Annotated in this window: 14 protein-coding genes; 7 read left to right on the top strand and 7 right to left on the bottom strand. The window is 65.4% G+C overall.

Annotated features, from left to right (window positions below; translation table 11 throughout):
* Nucleotides 1–180 precede the first annotated feature (180 nt).
* The 6 genes from leuA to miaA form a co-directional block, all read right to left on the bottom strand.
* The gene (gene leuA / locus HT136_RS11965; protein ID WP_214199998.1) at nt 181–1,869 is read right to left on the bottom strand and encodes a 2-isopropylmalate synthase; all 1,689 of its coding nucleotides are present in this window, start codon (nt 1,867–1,869) and stop codon (nt 181–183) included.
* A 293-nt stretch (nt 1,870–2,162) separates the two neighbouring features.
* Nucleotides 2,163–2,486 carry an I78 family peptidase inhibitor gene (locus HT136_RS11960; RefSeq protein WP_214199997.1) on the bottom strand — a complete coding sequence of 108 codons (324 nt, stop codon included), beginning with the start codon at nt 2,484–2,486 and terminating at the stop codon, nt 2,163–2,165.
* 169 nt (nt 2,487–2,655) lie between these two features.
* Entirely contained in the window at nt 2,656–3,675 is a 1,020-nt protein-coding gene (gene ilvC, locus HT136_RS11955) for a ketol-acid reductoisomerase (RefSeq protein ID WP_214199996.1), read from the bottom strand.
* Between the two features lie 130 nt (nt 3,676–3,805).
* Entirely contained in the window at nt 3,806–4,324 is a 519-nt protein-coding gene (gene ilvN, locus HT136_RS11950; protein WP_214199995.1) for an acetolactate synthase small subunit, read from the bottom strand.
* A gap of 28 nt (nt 4,325–4,352) precedes the next feature.
* Nucleotides 4,353–6,095, bottom strand: a complete 1,743-nt coding sequence (gene ilvB, locus HT136_RS11945) for a biosynthetic-type acetolactate synthase large subunit (RefSeq protein ID WP_214199994.1) — start codon at nt 6,093–6,095, stop codon at nt 4,353–4,355.
* Nucleotides 6,096–6,271: 176 nt separating this feature from the next.
* The gene (gene miaA / locus HT136_RS11940; protein ID WP_214199993.1) at nt 6,272–7,267 is read right to left on the bottom strand and encodes a tRNA (adenosine(37)-N6)-dimethylallyltransferase MiaA; all 996 of its coding nucleotides are present in this window, start codon (nt 7,265–7,267) and stop codon (nt 6,272–6,274) included.
* On the opposite strand from miaA, the gene serB reads away from it, so the two are divergent.
* Both serB and HT136_RS11930 read left to right on the top strand, forming a co-directional pair.
* Entirely contained in the window at nt 7,260–8,168 is a 909-nt protein-coding gene (serB, locus tag HT136_RS11935; RefSeq protein WP_343222174.1) for a phosphoserine phosphatase SerB, read from the top strand. The genes miaA and serB overlap by 8 nt on opposite strands.
* 155 nt (nt 8,169–8,323) lie before the next feature.
* Nucleotides 8,324–9,085, top strand: a complete 762-nt coding sequence (locus HT136_RS11930) for an HD-GYP domain-containing protein (protein WP_246543657.1) — start codon at nt 8,324–8,326, stop codon at nt 9,083–9,085.
* A 96-nt stretch (nt 9,086–9,181) separates the two neighbouring features.
* Here the strand turns inward: HT136_RS11930 and purL are convergent, their stop codons facing one another.
* Nucleotides 9,182–11,341 (bottom strand): phosphoribosylformylglycinamidine synthase subunit PurL, encoded by a 2,160-nt coding sequence (purL, locus tag HT136_RS11925; protein WP_214199991.1) that lies wholly within the window; start codon nt 11,339–11,341, stop codon nt 9,182–9,184.
* 134 nt (nt 11,342–11,475) lie between these two features.
* On the opposite strand from purL, the gene HT136_RS11920 reads away from it, so the two are divergent.
* The 5 genes from HT136_RS11920 (at nt 11,476) to queA (ending at nt 15,156) form a co-directional block, all read left to right on the top strand.
* A complete protein-coding gene (locus HT136_RS11920) occupies nt 11,476–11,730 on the top strand; it encodes an exodeoxyribonuclease VII small subunit (RefSeq protein WP_214199990.1) in 255 nt (84 codons plus the stop codon).
* A gap of 4 nt (nt 11,731–11,734) precedes the next feature.
* A complete protein-coding gene (locus HT136_RS11915; protein WP_214199989.1) occupies nt 11,735–12,643 on the top strand; it encodes a polyprenyl synthetase family protein in 909 nt (302 codons plus the stop codon).
* Between the two features lie 87 nt (nt 12,644–12,730).
* Nucleotides 12,731–13,258, top strand: a complete 528-nt coding sequence (coaD, locus tag HT136_RS11910) for a pantetheine-phosphate adenylyltransferase (protein WP_214199988.1) — start codon at nt 12,731–12,733, stop codon at nt 13,256–13,258.
* Nucleotides 13,259–13,354: 96 nt separating this feature from the next.
* The gene (locus tag HT136_RS11905) at nt 13,355–14,041 is read left to right on the top strand and encodes a peptidylprolyl isomerase (protein WP_214199987.1); all 687 of its coding nucleotides are present in this window, start codon (nt 13,355–13,357) and stop codon (nt 14,039–14,041) included.
* Between the two features lie 74 nt (nt 14,042–14,115).
* Nucleotides 14,116–15,156 carry a tRNA preQ1(34) S-adenosylmethionine ribosyltransferase-isomerase QueA gene (gene queA / locus HT136_RS11900; RefSeq protein ID WP_214199986.1) on the top strand — a complete coding sequence of 347 codons (1,041 nt, stop codon included), beginning with the start codon at nt 14,116–14,118 and terminating at the stop codon, nt 15,154–15,156.
* Nucleotides 15,157–15,199 lie beyond the last annotated feature (43 nt).

Genomic DNA, 15,199 nt, shown 5'->3' with positions numbered 1-15,199 from the left:
TCTCTTCCAGACCTATATGGCTTTTGCCTAAGGGCATAAGCGAGGTGAGGGAGGCTGTCGAGATTGCTTTACGTATAGGGAAGATATTTTCCCAATAGGGATGGGTCGGAAGAGCAACGGTCAAACGAAATCGGGCCGGAGCTTGGCTCCGGCCCGTTCAGAATTGCGGTGCGCCTGAAATCAGGTCTGGACGGCAGCGTTCTTGACCGCGTTCGCGGCGCTCAGCAGCGCACGCACGCTGGCGGTCGCGACGTCCTCGTCGATGCCCACGCCCCAGATCACCTGGCCTTCGGGCGTGACGCATTCGACGTAGGCCGCGGCGCGGGCGTTGGAGTCCTTGCCCATCGAGTGCTCGGCGTAGTCGCGCACGTCGAGCTTGACGCCGAAGCCTTCATCGAGCGTGGCGACGATCGAGGAAATCAGGCCCTTGCCGCGGCCCGAGACCGACTGCTCCTGCCCGTCGACGCCGATCTTGCCGGCAAAGACGCGCGTGCCGTCGGCGCTGCGCGCCTCGTCCCAGTCGATCAGCTGGAAGCGCTGCGGAGCATCGAGGCGATAGGCGGCGCGGAACACGTCCCAGATGTCACCCGCCTGCAGCTCGCGGCCCAGTTCGTCGGCCAGCTGCTGGACGTGCTTGGAGAAGTGCGCCTGCATGCGCTTGGGGAGCTTGAGGCCCTGGTCCTGCTCGATCACCCAGGCGAAGCCACCCTTGCCCGACTGCGAGTTGACGCGGATGACCGCCTCGTAGTCGCGGCCCAGATCCGCCGGATCGATCGGCAGGTAGGGTACCGACCAGAGCTCGTCGTTGCGGTTCTCCTGCGCGGCAAAGCCCTTCTTGATCGCATCCTGGTGCGAGCCCGAGAACGCGGTGAAGACCAGTTCCCCGCCGTAAGGGTGGCGTTCGGGGACCTTGAGCTGGTTGCAGTACTCGACCGTCTGGATCACTTCGTCGATGTTCGAGAAGTCCAGTTCGGGGTTCACGCCCTGCGTGTACATGTTCATGGCCACGGTCACGAGGCAGCAGTTGCCGGTCCGTTCGCCGTTGCCGAACAGGCAGCCTTCCACGCGGTCCGCGCCCGCCATCAGGCCCAGCTCCGCCGCGGCGACGCCGGTGCCCCGGTCGTTGTGGGTGTGCAACGAGATCACCGCGCTCTCACGGTTGGGCAGGTTGTTGCAGAAATACTCGATCTGGTCGGCGTAGATGTTGGGCGTTGCCGCCTCGACCGTTGCCGGCAGGTTGAGGATGATCGGGTGTTCGGGGGTGGGCTGGAGAATATTCATCACCGCTTCGCAGCACTCGATCGAGAAATCGAGTTCGGCCGTCGAGAAGGTCTCGGGGCTGTATTCGACGTGCCACTTGGTCTGCGGGTACTTGGCGATCTGGTCGCGGATGATCCTGGCGCCGTTCTCGGCGATGCCGCGGATCTGGGCCTGGTCCATGCCGAACACGACGTTGCGCCACAGCGGCGAGACCGCGTTGTAGACGTGGACGATCGCCTCGTGGACGCCGGCCAGGCTCTCGAACGACTTCTCGATCAGGTCCTGGCGCGACTGGGTCAGGACCTGGACGAGGACATCCTCGGGGATGCGGTTGCTGTCGACCAGCCCACGGATGAAGTCGAATTCGGTCGCGCCCGCGCTCGGGAAGCCGACCTCGATCTCCTTGAGGCCGACCTTGACCAGGAGGTCGAAGAAGCGGGTCTTCTTCTCCGCGCCCATCGGGTCGATGAGGGCCTGGTTGCCGTCGCGCAGGTCCGTGGAGAGCCAGCGCGGCGCCTTGGTGATCGTCTTCGACGGCCACTGACGATTGGGCAGTTCGATCTGCGGGAAGGGGCGATACTTGACCGAGGGGTCTTTGAGCATAGTCATGGGAAGTGTCTCGTTCGGAAATTCGGCTCTTGCGGATTTATAGCGCGGACCGCTGTCCAGCGCTTTCGATCAGGTCCCCTTGAGCGCCGTCGCGCACCGAAAGGACGGCACGCAAGCTCACGCCCAAGGGCGTGTAAGTCGCAGGAGAAGGCCGAGACGACGAGTCATGCGCAAGCCTATGGGCACTGGGACGCCCAATGTAAAGGGTCCTCATCTGCCAAAAGCGCAAGGCAAGGTGCGGGTGGCGCGACGATTCCCGCAGGATCCGGCCCGCGCACAGGGCCGGACGGCGATCACCCGCAGTGCAGGCGTGTGATCACGTTGTCGGCATCGACTTCGACGTTGAGACGGTCGCCGCGGTAATCCATCGTCATGACCGAACCGGGCTTCAGCACGCGAACCGGCTTCTTGCCCTGGGTCTCGCGGATCGAGGCGAGCAGCGCTTCGCTTGCCACCTCGCCCACGTGCTTCTGGTAAAGCTCGGCGCCGCACAGGGGCTGGGGATCGGGGCGCGTGGTCGAGGGAGGAGGGGGCATGTTCGCTTCTCCTTGCGTTGCCGGCGTGCAGCCGGCCAGCGTGATGGCGGCGATGGCCAGACTTGCGTGATGTCGCATCATGATCCTCGTTCCTGCTTTCGGGGCGCGCGTGCCTCGCGGCCATTGCCATTGCCCGAATAGCACGGACCCGACCCTGAACGAACAGGGTCGGGTCCGAAAAGGCCGAACTGGCTCTTCCCTTGCCCAGGCACGCAGACGATGGCCTGCGTCCCCGAGGCAAGGGAAGGGATCAGTTCTTGGTCTTGTCGACGAGCGCGTTGGCGCCGATCCAGGGCATCATGGCGCGCAGCTTGGCGCCGGTTTCCTCGATCGGGTGACGCTGCGCGGCCTTGCGCGACGCCTTGAGTTCGGGCTGGCCGGCGCGGTTGTCGAGCACGAAGTCCTTCACGAAGCGGCCCGACTGGATGTCGGCGAGCACTTCCTTCATGGCCTTCTTGGTCTCTTCGGTGATCACGCGCGGACCGGTCTTGATGTCACCGTATTCGGCGGTGTTCGAGATCGAGTAGCGCATGTTGGCGATGCCGCCTTCGTACATCAGGTCGACGATCAGCTTGAGCTCGTGGAGGCACTCGAAGTAGGCCATTTCCGGCGCGTAGCCGGCTTCCACCAGCGTCTCGAAGCCAGCCTGGACAAGCGCGGTGGTGCCGCCGCAGAGCACGGCCTGCTCGCCGAACAGGTCGGTTTCGCATTCCTCGCGGAAGTTGGTTTCGATGATGCCCGAACGGCCGCCGCCGACGCCCGAAGCGTAGGCAAGCGCGATGTCGTGGGCGTTGCCCGAGACGTCCTGGTCGACCGCGATGAGGCAGGGCACGCCGCCGCCGCGCTGGTATTCACCGCGCACGGTGTGGCCCGGGCCCTTGGGGGCGATCATGATCACGTCGATGTCGGTGCGCGGCTCGATCAGGCCGAAGTGGATGTTGAGGCCGTGCGCGAAGGCGAGCGCGGCGCCGGGCTTGAGGTTGGCGTGCAGGTCCTCGGCGTAGATCGCGGCCTGGTGCTCGTCGGGCGCGAGGATCATGAGCACGTCGGCCCAGGCGGCGGCCTCGGCGTTCGCCATGACCTTGAAGCCGGCGCCTTCCGCCTTGGCGGCCGAAGCCGAACCCGGGCGCAGCGCGATCGCCACGTCCTTGACGCCGCTGTCACGCAGGTTCTGCGCGTGGGCGTGGCCCTGGCTGCCGTAGCCCAGGATCGCGACCTTCTTGGAGGTGATCAGGTTGATGTCGCAATCGGCGTCGTAATAGACTTTCATCGGTCTTTCCTTTTCGTGCTCCGGCGCGGCCTTGCGGTCAGGTCGGTCGGATCGCTTTCGATCGTGCGTCGCGGTTTATCGACCGCTTGCCCGCAATCAAGTGCGGTGCGACGCGTGTTTCAGATAATTTTCAGGCTTCCTGCGCGCCCCGGATCATCGCGACGATGCCGGTACGGCCCACTTCGACAAGGCCCAGCTCGCGCATGATGGCCACGAAGCTGTCGATTTTCTCAGGGGAACCGGTCAGCTCGAAGATGAAACTGGAGGTCGTGGTGTCGACCGCCTTGGCGCGGAACACGTCGGCGACGCGCAGCGCCTCGACACGCTTTTCGCCCACGCCCGCCACCTTGATGAGCGCGAGTTCGCGCTGCACGTGGGGGCCGGCCTCGGTCAGGTCGACCACCTTGTGTACGGGCACGAGGCGCTCGAGCTGGGCGTGGATCTGGTCGATCTGGCTCGGCGGGCCGTGGGTGACGATCGTGATCCGGCTCACCGAGTGGTTCTCGGTGATGTCGGCCACGGTCAGGCTGTCGATGTTGTAGCCGCGCGCGGTGAACAGACCCGCGATCTTGGCGAGGATACCGGCCTCGTTGTCGACCATGACGGTCAGGACGTGGCGTTCCTCGACCTCTTGCTTGATGTGCGTCATAACTCTTCCTGAATTCGCTTCGGAGCGCTCAGACGAGCGCCTTGGCGGCGTCGTCGAGCGTGCCCGCGACGGCATCGCCGTAAAGGATCATCTCGGTATGCGCCGCGCCCGAGGGGATCATCGGGAAGCAATTCGATTCCTTGGCGACGCGGCAATCGACGATGACCGGGCCGTTGTGCGCGATCATGGCCTCGATGCCGGCGTCGAGCTGGCTCTCGTTCTCGATGCGGATGCCCTTCCAGCCATAGGCCTCGGCAAGCGTCACGAAGTCGGGCAGGCTGCTCGAGTAGGAGTTCGAGTAGCGGCTCTCGTAGGTGAGCTCCTGCCACTGGCGGACCATTCCCATCCACTCGTTGTTGAGGATGAAAACCTTGACCGGCAGGCGGTACTGGCTGGCGGTGCCCATCTCCTGGATGTTCATCTGGATCGAGGCGTCGCCCGCGATGTCGATGACCAGGCTGTCGGGGTTGCCGAGCTGTGCGCCGATCGCGGCGGGCAGGCCGTAGCCCATCGTGCCAAGGCCGCCCGAGGTCAGCCACTTGTTCGGACCGAAGAAGTGGAAGTACTGCGCGGCCCACATCTGGTGCTGGCCCACTTCGGTGGCGATGATCGGATCCTTGGCCTTGGTCAGCGCGAACAGGCGTTCGACCGCGAGCTGGGGCATGATCGCCTGCGCGTTACCGGGATAGGCCAGGCTGTTGCGCTCGCGCCAGCCGTCGATCCGGCTCTTCCAGCCCGAAAGATCCTGTCCTTTGCGATCGCCCCAGGCTTCGAGAAGCTGGGTGAGGATCTCGGCGCAGTCGCCGACCAGCGGCAGGTCGACGGGCACGATCTTGTTGATCGAGGCGCGGTCGATGTCGATGTGGATCTTCTTTGAATTGGGCGCGAAGGCGTCGAGGCGGCCGGTGACGCGGTCGTCGAAGCGGGCGCCGACGCAGACGATCAGGTCCGCCTGGTTCATCGCCAGGTTGGCCTCGTAAGTGCCGTGCATGCCGAGCATGCCGAGCCAGTCCGAGCTGTCGGCCGGGAAGGCCCCCAGGCCCATCAGCGTCGAGGTGACCGGAGCGCCCGTCTTCGCCTGAAGCTCGCGCAGCAGCTGCGTGGCGCGCGGGCCCGAATTGATGACGCCGCCGCCGGTGTAGAGCACGGGGGCACGGGCATCGGCGATCATCGCGATCGCCTGCTCGATCTCGCTCGCTTCGGCGCGCAGGCGCGGGGCGTAGCGGTCGCGACGCTGGATCGGGCCGTCGCTCCAGGGAGCGGTCGCGACCTGGACGTTCTTGGGAATATCGATGAGGACCGGGCCGGGGCGGCCGGTGGTCGCGATCTGGAACGCCTCGTCGATGACCGCGGCGAGGTCCGCCGGGTCCTTCACCAGGTAGTTGTGCTTGGTGCAGTGGCGCGAGATGCCAACGGTGTCGGCTTCCTGGAAGCCGTCCGAACCGATCAGGTTGGTCGCGACCTGGCCCGAGATGATGACCAGCGGGATCGAATCCATGTAGGCATCGGCGATGCCGGTGATCGCGTTGGTCGCGCCCGGGCCCGAGGTGACGAGGACGACGCCGGGCTTGCCGGTCGAACGCGCGTAGCCTTCCGCGGCGTGGGCTGCACCGGCTTCGTGCCGTACGAGGATGTGACGCAGGCGCTCATCACCGAATAGGGCATCGTAGATCGGTAGCACGGCGCCGCCGGGATAGCCGAAAACGAATTCGACGCCCTGCCGGACCAGGCTTTCGACCAGGATGTTGGCGCCACTGCGCTCGTCACTCACACTACGTTCCTTTTTTCCTCGAGGCCGCGGAAATCCGCCACACACGAGATGGATAAGTCAGGAGGATATTCCTCCAAAGAAGCGGACCCGGCACGACAATCGCCGCGCCGGGTCATCCTCTCCTCCCAGCCCAACTTCCAAGGGCTCGATGGGGAGCCTTTAGGCATTGCGAAATATCACGTCAACCCAAAACGTCGAAATAAAATATCGCATATCGACTTCAGGGTGTAATTTTCAACTTCAATTCGGAGCCAATCTCCCGGGGGCTGGTGGCGCAGCCAGGTGAATTGCCGCTTGGCGTAGCGCCGCGTGGCCTGTGCGCCGCGGGCCATGGCTTCGTCGAGTGCGATCGCCCCGCGCAAGTGCTCGGCAAGTTCGGGCACCCCGATTGCGCGCATCGCGGGAAGGTCAGGGGAGAGGTCGCGGGCAAGCAGCTTGCGCACTTCCTCGAGGGCTCCGGCCTCGATCATGCGCGCGAAGCGCAAATCGCACCTATCATAGAGCCATTGGCGCTCGGGCATGAGGATGGCGGGAAAAAGCGTGACCGTCTCGCCGATGCCGCCTTCCTTGCGCGCCTGCCAGTGGGCGAGCGGACGCCCGGTCGAGCGCACGACCTCGAGCGCGCGCGCGACGCGGGTGGTGTCGGCAGGGGCAAGCCGCATGGCGCGCTCCGGGTCTTCGCGAGTTAGCGCGGCATGCGCCTCGGCGACGGGAAGCGCGCGGACGGCCTCGCGGATTTCGGGATCGATCGGCGGGATCGGGGCGATGCCATCGAGCAGGGTTCGAATATATAGGCCGGTGCCGCCCACCAGAATGGGGACCGCGCCTTGCGCGTGGATGGCGGCGATCTCGCGGGCCGCGGCGTTCGCCCAGTCGGCGGCGGAGCAGCTTTCGGCCGCGTCCCAGGTGCCGAACAGGCGATGGTCGATCCCGCCGCGTTCGTCTTCGCTTGGACAGGCGCTCAGGATCGGGATGTCGGCGTAGACCTGCGAGGCGTCGGCGTTGACGATGACGGCGCTGCGGCCCCGGTCTTGCAACTCGCGCGCGAGCGCCACCGCACAATCGCTCTTGCCGCTGGCCGTCGGCCCTGCAATGAGCGCGAGCGGAGGCCGCACGTCGGCCCCGGTTCCGAATGAATCACCGATAGCATCAAGGAATTTGGCAGTGCTCATCGCCCGGCTGATAGCAGACGCGGAAAATCTCTCGGCAAAAATCGACACGGCGCGCGCCGAGATGGAGCAGGGCGGGGTGCGCCTCGCTTCGGCGACCATGCTCGATTTCTGCGACCGTACGATGCAGATCGGTTCGCCCGACGGCAACGAAGGCGTGCTGCGCGCCGCGCTCGACGCCCACTTCAGCCCCAGCGACGGCCTTGTCACCGACCACGAGCCGATCGTGCCCAAGGTCTTCATCTCGGACATGGATTCGACCATGATCGGGCAGGAATGCATCGACGAACTGGCCGACTTTGCGGGGCTCAAGGAAAAGATCGCCGACATCACCGAGCGCGCGATGCAGGGCGAGCTCGATTTCGAATCGGCGCTGCGTGAGCGCGTGGGGCTGCTTGCGGGCCTTCGCGAGACCGCAGTCGACGATTGCCTCGCCGAACGCATCCGCCCGATGCCCGGCGCCAAGACGCTGGTCGAAACGCTCAAGAAGCTGGGCTGCCGCACGGTCCTGGTGACCGGCGGCTTCCACCATTTCGCCGATCCGATCGCGGCGATGCTGGGCTTTGAGCACGTCGTAGGCAATCGCCTGGGCGTGGCCGATGGTAAGCTGACCGGAGATCTCGCCGGGCCGGTGGTCGACAGTTCGGTCAAGAAGGCGACCCTGCTCGCCGAGATCGCGGCGATCCAGAGCGCTGGCACGTTCGGTCCGGATGCCTTTGTGCCGAGCCTGGCGACGGGTGACGGAGCAAACGACATTCCGATGCTGGAGGCCTCGACCTACGGTATCGCCTATCATGCCAAACCCAAGGCGCGCCTCGCCGCAAATGGCTGGATCGACCGCGGCGACCTGACCGACGTGCTGCGCCTTCTGGGCATTGACGAGCAGGCCTGGGTGCGTTCCTGACGGAGTAATCCGTCCACTTTTCCTACGTTTAGGCAATAGCAACGCTTGGGGGCTATCACCCTTGTCGGCGGCTGTTCGTCGCCGTGAGCCCGTGATGTGCGTGCCGGCCTGTCGGCCGTTGACGGCATCGGGAGCCTGAGAGCGAAACGGTGGAAATGGCGTTTTACGAGGACTGGGGACACGCAGGGCCGGGCCTTGCGCAGGACGAAGGGCAGGCGCGCGCCGTGTGGTGCGACGCGTCGGCTCCGACCATCCGTCATGCCCTGCGCCTATCCATGAAACGGGTCGCCTTGCAGATTTCGCAAGGCGACGGCAGCGCACTGGAAGGCGCACACCGGCTCGCCGGTCGGCTTGCGCGCCTGGTCGAGGACAGCCCGCAGATTTTTCTGGCCGCGGTGCACGATCACTATGGGCGTCACGGTGTGCGCTCGCATGCCCTGGCGGTGGCCGGGTTGATGATCAACCTCGCCATCGAACTGGACATGCCGTCCGACCAGACCATCGAATTGGGAACGGCGGGGCTGCTGCACGACATCGGCAAGCTGCGCGTCCCCGGTGTCATCCTCGACAAGCCTGGCCCGCTCGACCATGACGAACTCGACCGGATGCGTGAGCACGCCGAGGATGGCGAGATCATGCTCGATCGCTGCGGCGGCGCGAGCGCGGTGATCCGTGATGTCTGCCGTCACCACCACGAACGCCTCGATGGCAGCGGCTACCCCGATGGCTTGAGCGGCGAGGCGATCTCGCGGCCGGTACGCATGGCGATGATTTGCGACGTCTACGACGCCTTGATTTCGACACGCTCGTACAAGACGCCCTGGAGCGGCAAAGAGGCGCTTACCGAATTGCATCGATCCGGGGGGCACGACGCTGAACTGCTCGCCCATTTCGAGAAGAGCCTGCTGCGCCGTTGAGGCAGGCCGGACCCAGATACCCCCGAACGCAAGAACGCCCCCGGACCTTTCGGCGCGGGGGCGTTCTCGCGTTCCGGTGTGAAGGGGGTGAGAGGCTCAGGCCTCCATCCACTCCTTGAAGAAGGCCTCGTTCGCGGCGCGCAGCGCGGCGATCTCGACACCCGCGACTTGCGTGCCCGAAACCGTGCCGATCTTTACGGCGCCAGGGATTTCGGTTCCGGCCGGCGCGGTCACGACATAGCGCGACTGGTCCTCGCCGAAGGCCTCGGCGGTCGTGAGATCACGGTCGAGGGTGCAGCCAAGGCCGCTGGCCAGACCCATTTCGGCGAGGGCGACGAGCAGGCCGCCGTCCGAGATGTCGTGCACCGCGTTGACCGTGCCGGCCTGGACCAGACCGCGCACCGCTGCGCCGTTGGTGGCTTCGGCCTTGAGGTCGACCTTGGGTGCCTCGCCCGCTTCCTCGCCGCCGATGGTCTTGAGCCAGAGCGACTGGCCAAGGTGCGTACCCACGCCGCCGATCAGCCAGATCGCATCGCCCTCGTTCTTGAACGCGATCGTGGCCATCACCGCGTGGTCGACGAGAATGCCGACGCCGCCGATTGCGGGGGTGGGCAGGATCGCCGAACCACCGCCGGTGGCCTTCGATTCGTTGTAGAGCGAGACGTTGCCCGAAACGATCGGGTAGTCGAGCGCGCGGCAGGCATCGCCCATGCCATTCAGGCAACCCACGATCTGCGCCATGATTTCGGGGCGCTGCGGGTTGGCGAAGTTGAGGCAGTTGGTGATCGCGAGCGGAAGTCCGCCCACGGCCGAGATGTTGCGGTACGTCTCGGCCACGGCCTGCTTGCCGCCCTCGTAGGGGTCTGCATAGCAGTAGCGCGGGCTACAGTCGGTGCTGATCGCCAGCGCCTTCTGCGTGCCGTGGACGCGCACGACGGCGGCGTCACCGCCCGACTTCTGCATCGTGTCGGCGCCGACCTGGCTGTCGTACTGCTCCCAGATCCACTTGCGCGAGGCAAGGTCGGCGGAACCGATCAGCGTGGTGAGATCCGCGCCGAGGTCGGTCGTTTCGGGAACCGCGCTCATCGCCGGGACCTTCGCCCAGGCCTTGTAGTCCTCGGGGCTGACGTAAGGGCGCTCGTACTCGGGCGCGTCGTCGGCGAGCGGCCCGAGCGGAATGTCGCAGACCACTTCGCCGTCGAACTCGAGCACCATGTGGCCGGTGTCGGTCACTTCGCCGATGACCGCGAAATCGAGCTCCCACTTCTTGAAGATGGCCTCGGCCATGGCTTCCTTGCCGGGCTTCAGGACCATGAGCATGCGCTCCTGCGATTCGCTGAGCATCATCTCGTAGGGCGTCATCGCCTCTTCGCGGCACGGCACCATGTTCATGTTGAGCTTGATGCCCGCGCCGCCCTTGCTGGCCATCTCGACCGAGGACGAGGTAAGGCCCGCCGCGCCCATGTCCTGGATCGCGACGATGGCGTCGGTCGCCATCAGTTCGAGGCAGGCCTCGATCAGCAGCTTCTCGGTAAAGGGATCGCCCACCTGCACGGTCGGGCGCTTCTCTTCCGACTTTTCGTCGAAGTCGGCCGAGGCCATGGTGGCGCCGTGAATGCCGTCGCGGCCGGTCTTCGAGCCGACGTAGACGATCGGGTTTCCGAGGCCGGTGGCCGCGCAGTAGAAGATCTTGTCGGTGTCGGCCACGCCCACGGTCATCGCGTTGACGAGGATGTTGCCGTCGTAGGCCTTGTGGAAGTTGGTCTCGCCGCCCACCGTGGGCACGCCCACGCAGTTGCCATAGCCGCCAATGCCCGCGACGACGCCTTGCACGAGGTGCTTCATCTTGGGGTGTTCGGGGCGGCCGAAGCGCAGCGCGTTCATGTTCGCCACCGGACGCGCGCCCATCGTGAAGACGTCGCGCAGGATACCGCCCACGCCCGTCGCCGCGCCCTGGTAGGGCTCGATGTACGAGGGGTGGTTGTGGCTTTCCATCTTGAAGATGGCGGCCTGTCCATCACCGATGTCGATCACGCCCGCGTTCTCGCCGGGGCCGCAGATGACCCAGGGCGCTTCGGTCGGCAGTTTCTTGAGGTGGAAGCGGCTCGACTTGTACGAGCAGTGCTCGGACCACATGACCGAGAAGATGCCGAGTTCCAGGAGATTGGGCACGCGGCCCATCGCGTTCACGACGCGCTCGTATTCCTCGGGGTTGAGGCCATGCGCCTCGACGACGTCAGGGGTGATTTCGCTCATGCGTGGCCCTTAGCCATCTCGGTGCCCGCTTTCTAGTCTCGAAAATGGCCTGAAGCCCGACGAAGCGCAATTTGGGTGGAGTAACAGCCCCGTGCGACCTTGACCCATGTAGCGGGCAGCGCCATTGCTGGGGCATGGATGCCCAGACACCCGAACTCGACACGCTCAGCTTCGAAGATGCGCTGCGCGAACTGGAAACGATCGTGCGCCGCCTCGAGAGCGGGGAAGTGCCGCTCGAGGATTCGATCTCGCTTTACGAGAAGGGCGAGAAGCTGCGCCAGCATTGCCAGAAGCGGCTCGATGCGGCGCAGGCCCGGATCGAGAAGATCGTGACCGGCCCCGACGGGGCGCCGGTATCGACGCAACCCTTCGACGCGCAGGAGCGCTGAGCCGATGAGCACGGTCGTTCCGGCCGATTCGCTGCTGGGCCAGGCGCTCGCGCGCATCGCCGAGGAAGTGGACGGGGCCTTCGACGCGCTCCTTCCGGTTCCCGACGATGCCCGTGCGCGGCTTTACGAAGCGATGCGCTACGCCTGCATCGGGGGCGGCAAGCGGCTGCGCCCGTTGCTGCTCACGGCCGTCGCCGAAATGTACGGCGTTCAGCGCGAGGCGGCGATCCGTGCGGCCATCGCGCTCGAATCGATCCACGTCTATTCGCTGATCCACGACGACCTGCCGTGCATGGACAACGACGCCATGCGTCACGGCAAGCCGACGGTGCACCTTGCCTTCGACGATGCGACGGCAGTCCTGGCCGGCGATTCGCTTCATGACTTCGCCTTCGAACTGCTGTCCGAAGTCGCGACAAGCGCCGATCCGTTCACCCGCATCGAACTCGTGCGCGTGCTCGCCACCTCGAGCGGGGCGGCGGGCATGGCTGGCGGGCAGATGATGGACCTGGTCGCCGAAACCACCGAATTCGACCTGCACACGATCACCAAGCTCCAGCAACTCAAGACCGGGGCCCTGCTCGGGGCGGCGGTCGAGATGGGGGCCGTGCTCGGTCATGTCGCGCCCGAGGGGCGGGCGCACTTGCGCAGTTACGCGCGCGACATCGGCCTCGCGTTCCAGATCGCCGACGACCTCATCGACCATGAAGGCGACGCTGCGGTTGCGGGCAAGGCGGTCGGCAAGGACGCCGATGCGGGCAAGGCAACGTTCGTCTCGCTGATGGGGGCCGAACGCGCGCGCGAACAGGCGCGCATGCTGGTCGAACAGGCGATCGGCCATCTCGCCCAGCACGGCACGGAAGCCGATCTTCTGCGCGCCGTTGCACGCTACATCGTAGAACGCGATCACTGAGCCGGGCGTGCCGGGCCTCTCGGGCCAGGCTCCGGATCGGCCATCAAGCTAGGGAGTGGCGGCCATGAGCTGCCCTGGAGGACAGGAATGACGGACAATCCGGCAAGCGCGCGTATCGGGGTCTACCCCGGCACCTTCGATCCGATCACGCTGGGCCATGCCGACATCATCCGGCGCGGCGCCAAGCTGGTCGACCGGCTGATCATCGGCGTGACGACCAATCCGTCCAAGAACCCGATGTTTACGCCCGACGAGCGCATGGCGATGGTCGGGCGCGAGGTCGCGGACATGGGGATCGAAAATGTCGAAGTGGTGGGCTTCAACGCGCTCCTCATGAAGTTTGCGCGCAAGCAGAACGCCAACGTCATCCTGCGCGGCCTGCGCGCGGTGGCGGACTTCGAATACGAGTACCAGATGGCGGGCATGAACCAGCAACTCGATCCCGAAATCGAGACGGTTTTCCTGATGGCCGACGTCAGCCTGCAGCCGATCGCCTCGAAGCTGGTCAAGGAAATCGCGTTGTTCGGCGGCGACATCGCGAAGTTTGTCAGTCCTTCGGTGCGCGACGACGTCATCGCCCGGATCGCGCAGCGCGGCCAGCTCGGGGACTACTGAGCGGGCCACGCGTTTTTGCAAATCATTCATTGTACCGACAGCGCAGCGGCTCTATCGCCGCAGGCCGAGGATCGGTTCCGAGTTTGTGAGTAATCCATGAAATTTCGCATTTCCATTGCCGCTTTGATGCTTGGTGCCACTGCTTTTTCCGGCTCTGCCCTGGCAAAGGACAAGGAAAAGGACGTAGTCGAGGCGCCTCCCGCGCTGCCGACCAAGATCGACATGGATCCCACGCACGATCCGCAGAACGTGCTCGTTCTCGATCTGAGCAACGGTGGGCGCGTGCTCATCCGCATGGTGCCCGAATGGGCCCCCAACCATGTCGAGCGCGTTTCCAAGCTGGCAAGCGAGGGCTTCTACAACGGGGTGATCTTCCACCGCGTGATCGACGGTTTCATGGCGCAGACCGGGGATCCGACCGGAACCGGGCAGGGCGGCTCGCCGCTCCCCGACCTCAAGGCCGAGTTCAACGCCATGCCCAACGTGCGCGGCACCGTGGCGATGGCGCGTACCAACGATCCGGACAGCGCGAACAGCCAGTTCTTCATCGATTTTTACCCGCGCTTCTCGCTCGACCATAAGTACACGGTGTTCGGCCGCGTGATCGCGGGCATGAACTATGTCGACGAAATTCACCGCGGCGAGCCGCCCGAGGATCCGACCAAGATCCTCCAGGCCTCGCTCTATTCGCAGAACAAGCCCCAGCCGGCCGCACCCCTGGCCCCGGCCGCGACCGGCAAGCCGGTCACGCTCGACGACCTGAACGCTTCGCCCTCGAAGTAAGGGCGTGGCTTGGCGAGCGCGGTGGTGACGCCGCGCTTGCCGTCGCGCGCATCTCGGTCTAGCGGCATGCCTCCATGCGAGTAGACCTTTTCGATTTCGACCTGCCCACCGACAACATCGCGCTGCGCCCGGCCAAGCCGAGGGACGCGGCACGATTTCTTGTCGCGGATGGCACTGCGCCGCTTGCCGACCGGATCGTGCGCGATCTGCCCGAGGTGCTGCGCGCGGGCGACGTGCTCGTCTTCAACGACACCCGCGTCATTCCCGCGCAGCTCGAGGGGCGCCGGGGCGAGGCGCGCATTGGTGCGACGCTGCACAAGCGGCTCGACTTGCGCCGCTGGCAGGCCTTCGTGCGCAATGGCAAGCGGTTGAAGGTGGGCGACCGGATCGCATTCCCGGCCGACGTCGAAGCGATTGCGCAGGAGCGCTGGGAAGATGGCAGCTGGACGCTTGCCTTCCAGGGCGAGGAGCCCGTCGAGATCCTGCTCGAGCGTGCCGGCCGCATGCCGCTGCCGCCCTACATTGCGGGCAAGCGCGATACCGACGAAGCCGACAAAAGCGACTACCAGACGATGTTCGCGCGCGAAAAGGGGGCTGTCGCGGCCCCTACCGCCGCGCTCCATTTCACACCCGAACTGGTCGAGCGCCTCGATGCCGCCGGGATCGGGCGCGAAACGCTCACGCTTCATGTCGGCGCGGGGACGTTCCTGCCGGTCAAGGCCGATGACACCACCGAGCATCAGATGCATTCCGAGTGGGGCCGTATCGATGCTGCGACGGCCGATCGCCTGAACGCCGTGCGGGCGGCGGGAGGACGCATCATCGCGGTAGGTACGACCAGCCTGCGCCTCCTCGAGAGCGCGACGGGTGAGGATGGCGTGGTGCGCCCCTTCGAGGGCGACACCGCCATCTTCATCACGCCCGGCTACCGCTTCAAGGCGATCGACGGGTTGATGACCAATTTCCATCTTCCCAAGTCCACGCTGTTCATGCTGGTTTCGGCGCTGATGGGGCTGGAGAAGATGCAGGCCGTCTACGCGCATGCGATCGCGAACGGCTATCGCTTCTACAGCTACGGCGATTCGAGCCTGCTGTTGCCCTCGCAGGGCGGTTGAAATCTTTTTTTACCTCGCGGTACAAAAAGGGGTTGGAACCGGC

The organism is Novosphingobium profundi (assembly GCF_018491765.1).
Taxonomy (GTDB): Bacteria; Pseudomonadota; Alphaproteobacteria; order Sphingomonadales; family Sphingomonadaceae; genus Novosphingobium; species Novosphingobium profundi.
The sequence above is the reverse complement of the archived record's forward strand: the minus strand, read 5'-3'. Positions and strand labels throughout refer to the sequence as shown.

Excerpts from the sequence above, each read along its gene's own strand:
- leuA (WP_214199998.1), bottom strand. The coding sequence starts at position 1,869 with ATGACTATGCTCAAAGACCCCTCGGTCAAGTATCGCCCCTTCCCGCAG.
- HT136_RS11960 (WP_214199997.1), bottom strand. The coding sequence starts at position 2,486 with ATGATGCGACATCACGCAAGTCTGGCCATCGCCGCCATCACGCTGGCC.
- ilvC (WP_214199996.1), bottom strand. The coding sequence starts at position 3,675 with ATGAAAGTCTATTACGACGCCGATTGCGACATCAACCTGATCACCTCC.
- ilvN (WP_214199995.1), bottom strand. The coding sequence starts at position 4,324 with ATGACGCACATCAAGCAAGAGGTCGAGGAACGCCACGTCCTGACCGTC.
- miaA (WP_214199993.1), bottom strand. The coding sequence starts at position 7,267 with ATGAGCACTGCCAAATTCCTTGATGCTATCGGTGATTCATTCGGAACC.
- HT136_RS11930 (WP_246543657.1), top strand. The coding sequence starts at position 8,324 with ATGGCGTTTTACGAGGACTGGGGACACGCAGGGCCGGGCCTTGCGCAG.
- purL (WP_214199991.1), bottom strand. The coding sequence starts at position 11,341 with ATGAGCGAAATCACCCCTGACGTCGTCGAGGCGCATGGCCTCAACCCC.
- HT136_RS11920 (WP_214199990.1), top strand. The coding sequence starts at position 11,476 with ATGGATGCCCAGACACCCGAACTCGACACGCTCAGCTTCGAAGATGCG.
- HT136_RS11915 (WP_214199989.1), top strand. The coding sequence starts at position 11,735 with ATGAGCACGGTCGTTCCGGCCGATTCGCTGCTGGGCCAGGCGCTCGCG.
- coaD (WP_214199988.1), top strand. The coding sequence starts at position 12,731 with ATGACGGACAATCCGGCAAGCGCGCGTATCGGGGTCTACCCCGGCACC.
- HT136_RS11905 (WP_214199987.1), top strand. The coding sequence starts at position 13,355 with ATGAAATTTCGCATTTCCATTGCCGCTTTGATGCTTGGTGCCACTGCT.
- queA (WP_214199986.1), top strand. The coding sequence starts at position 14,116 with ATGCGAGTAGACCTTTTCGATTTCGACCTGCCCACCGACAACATCGCG.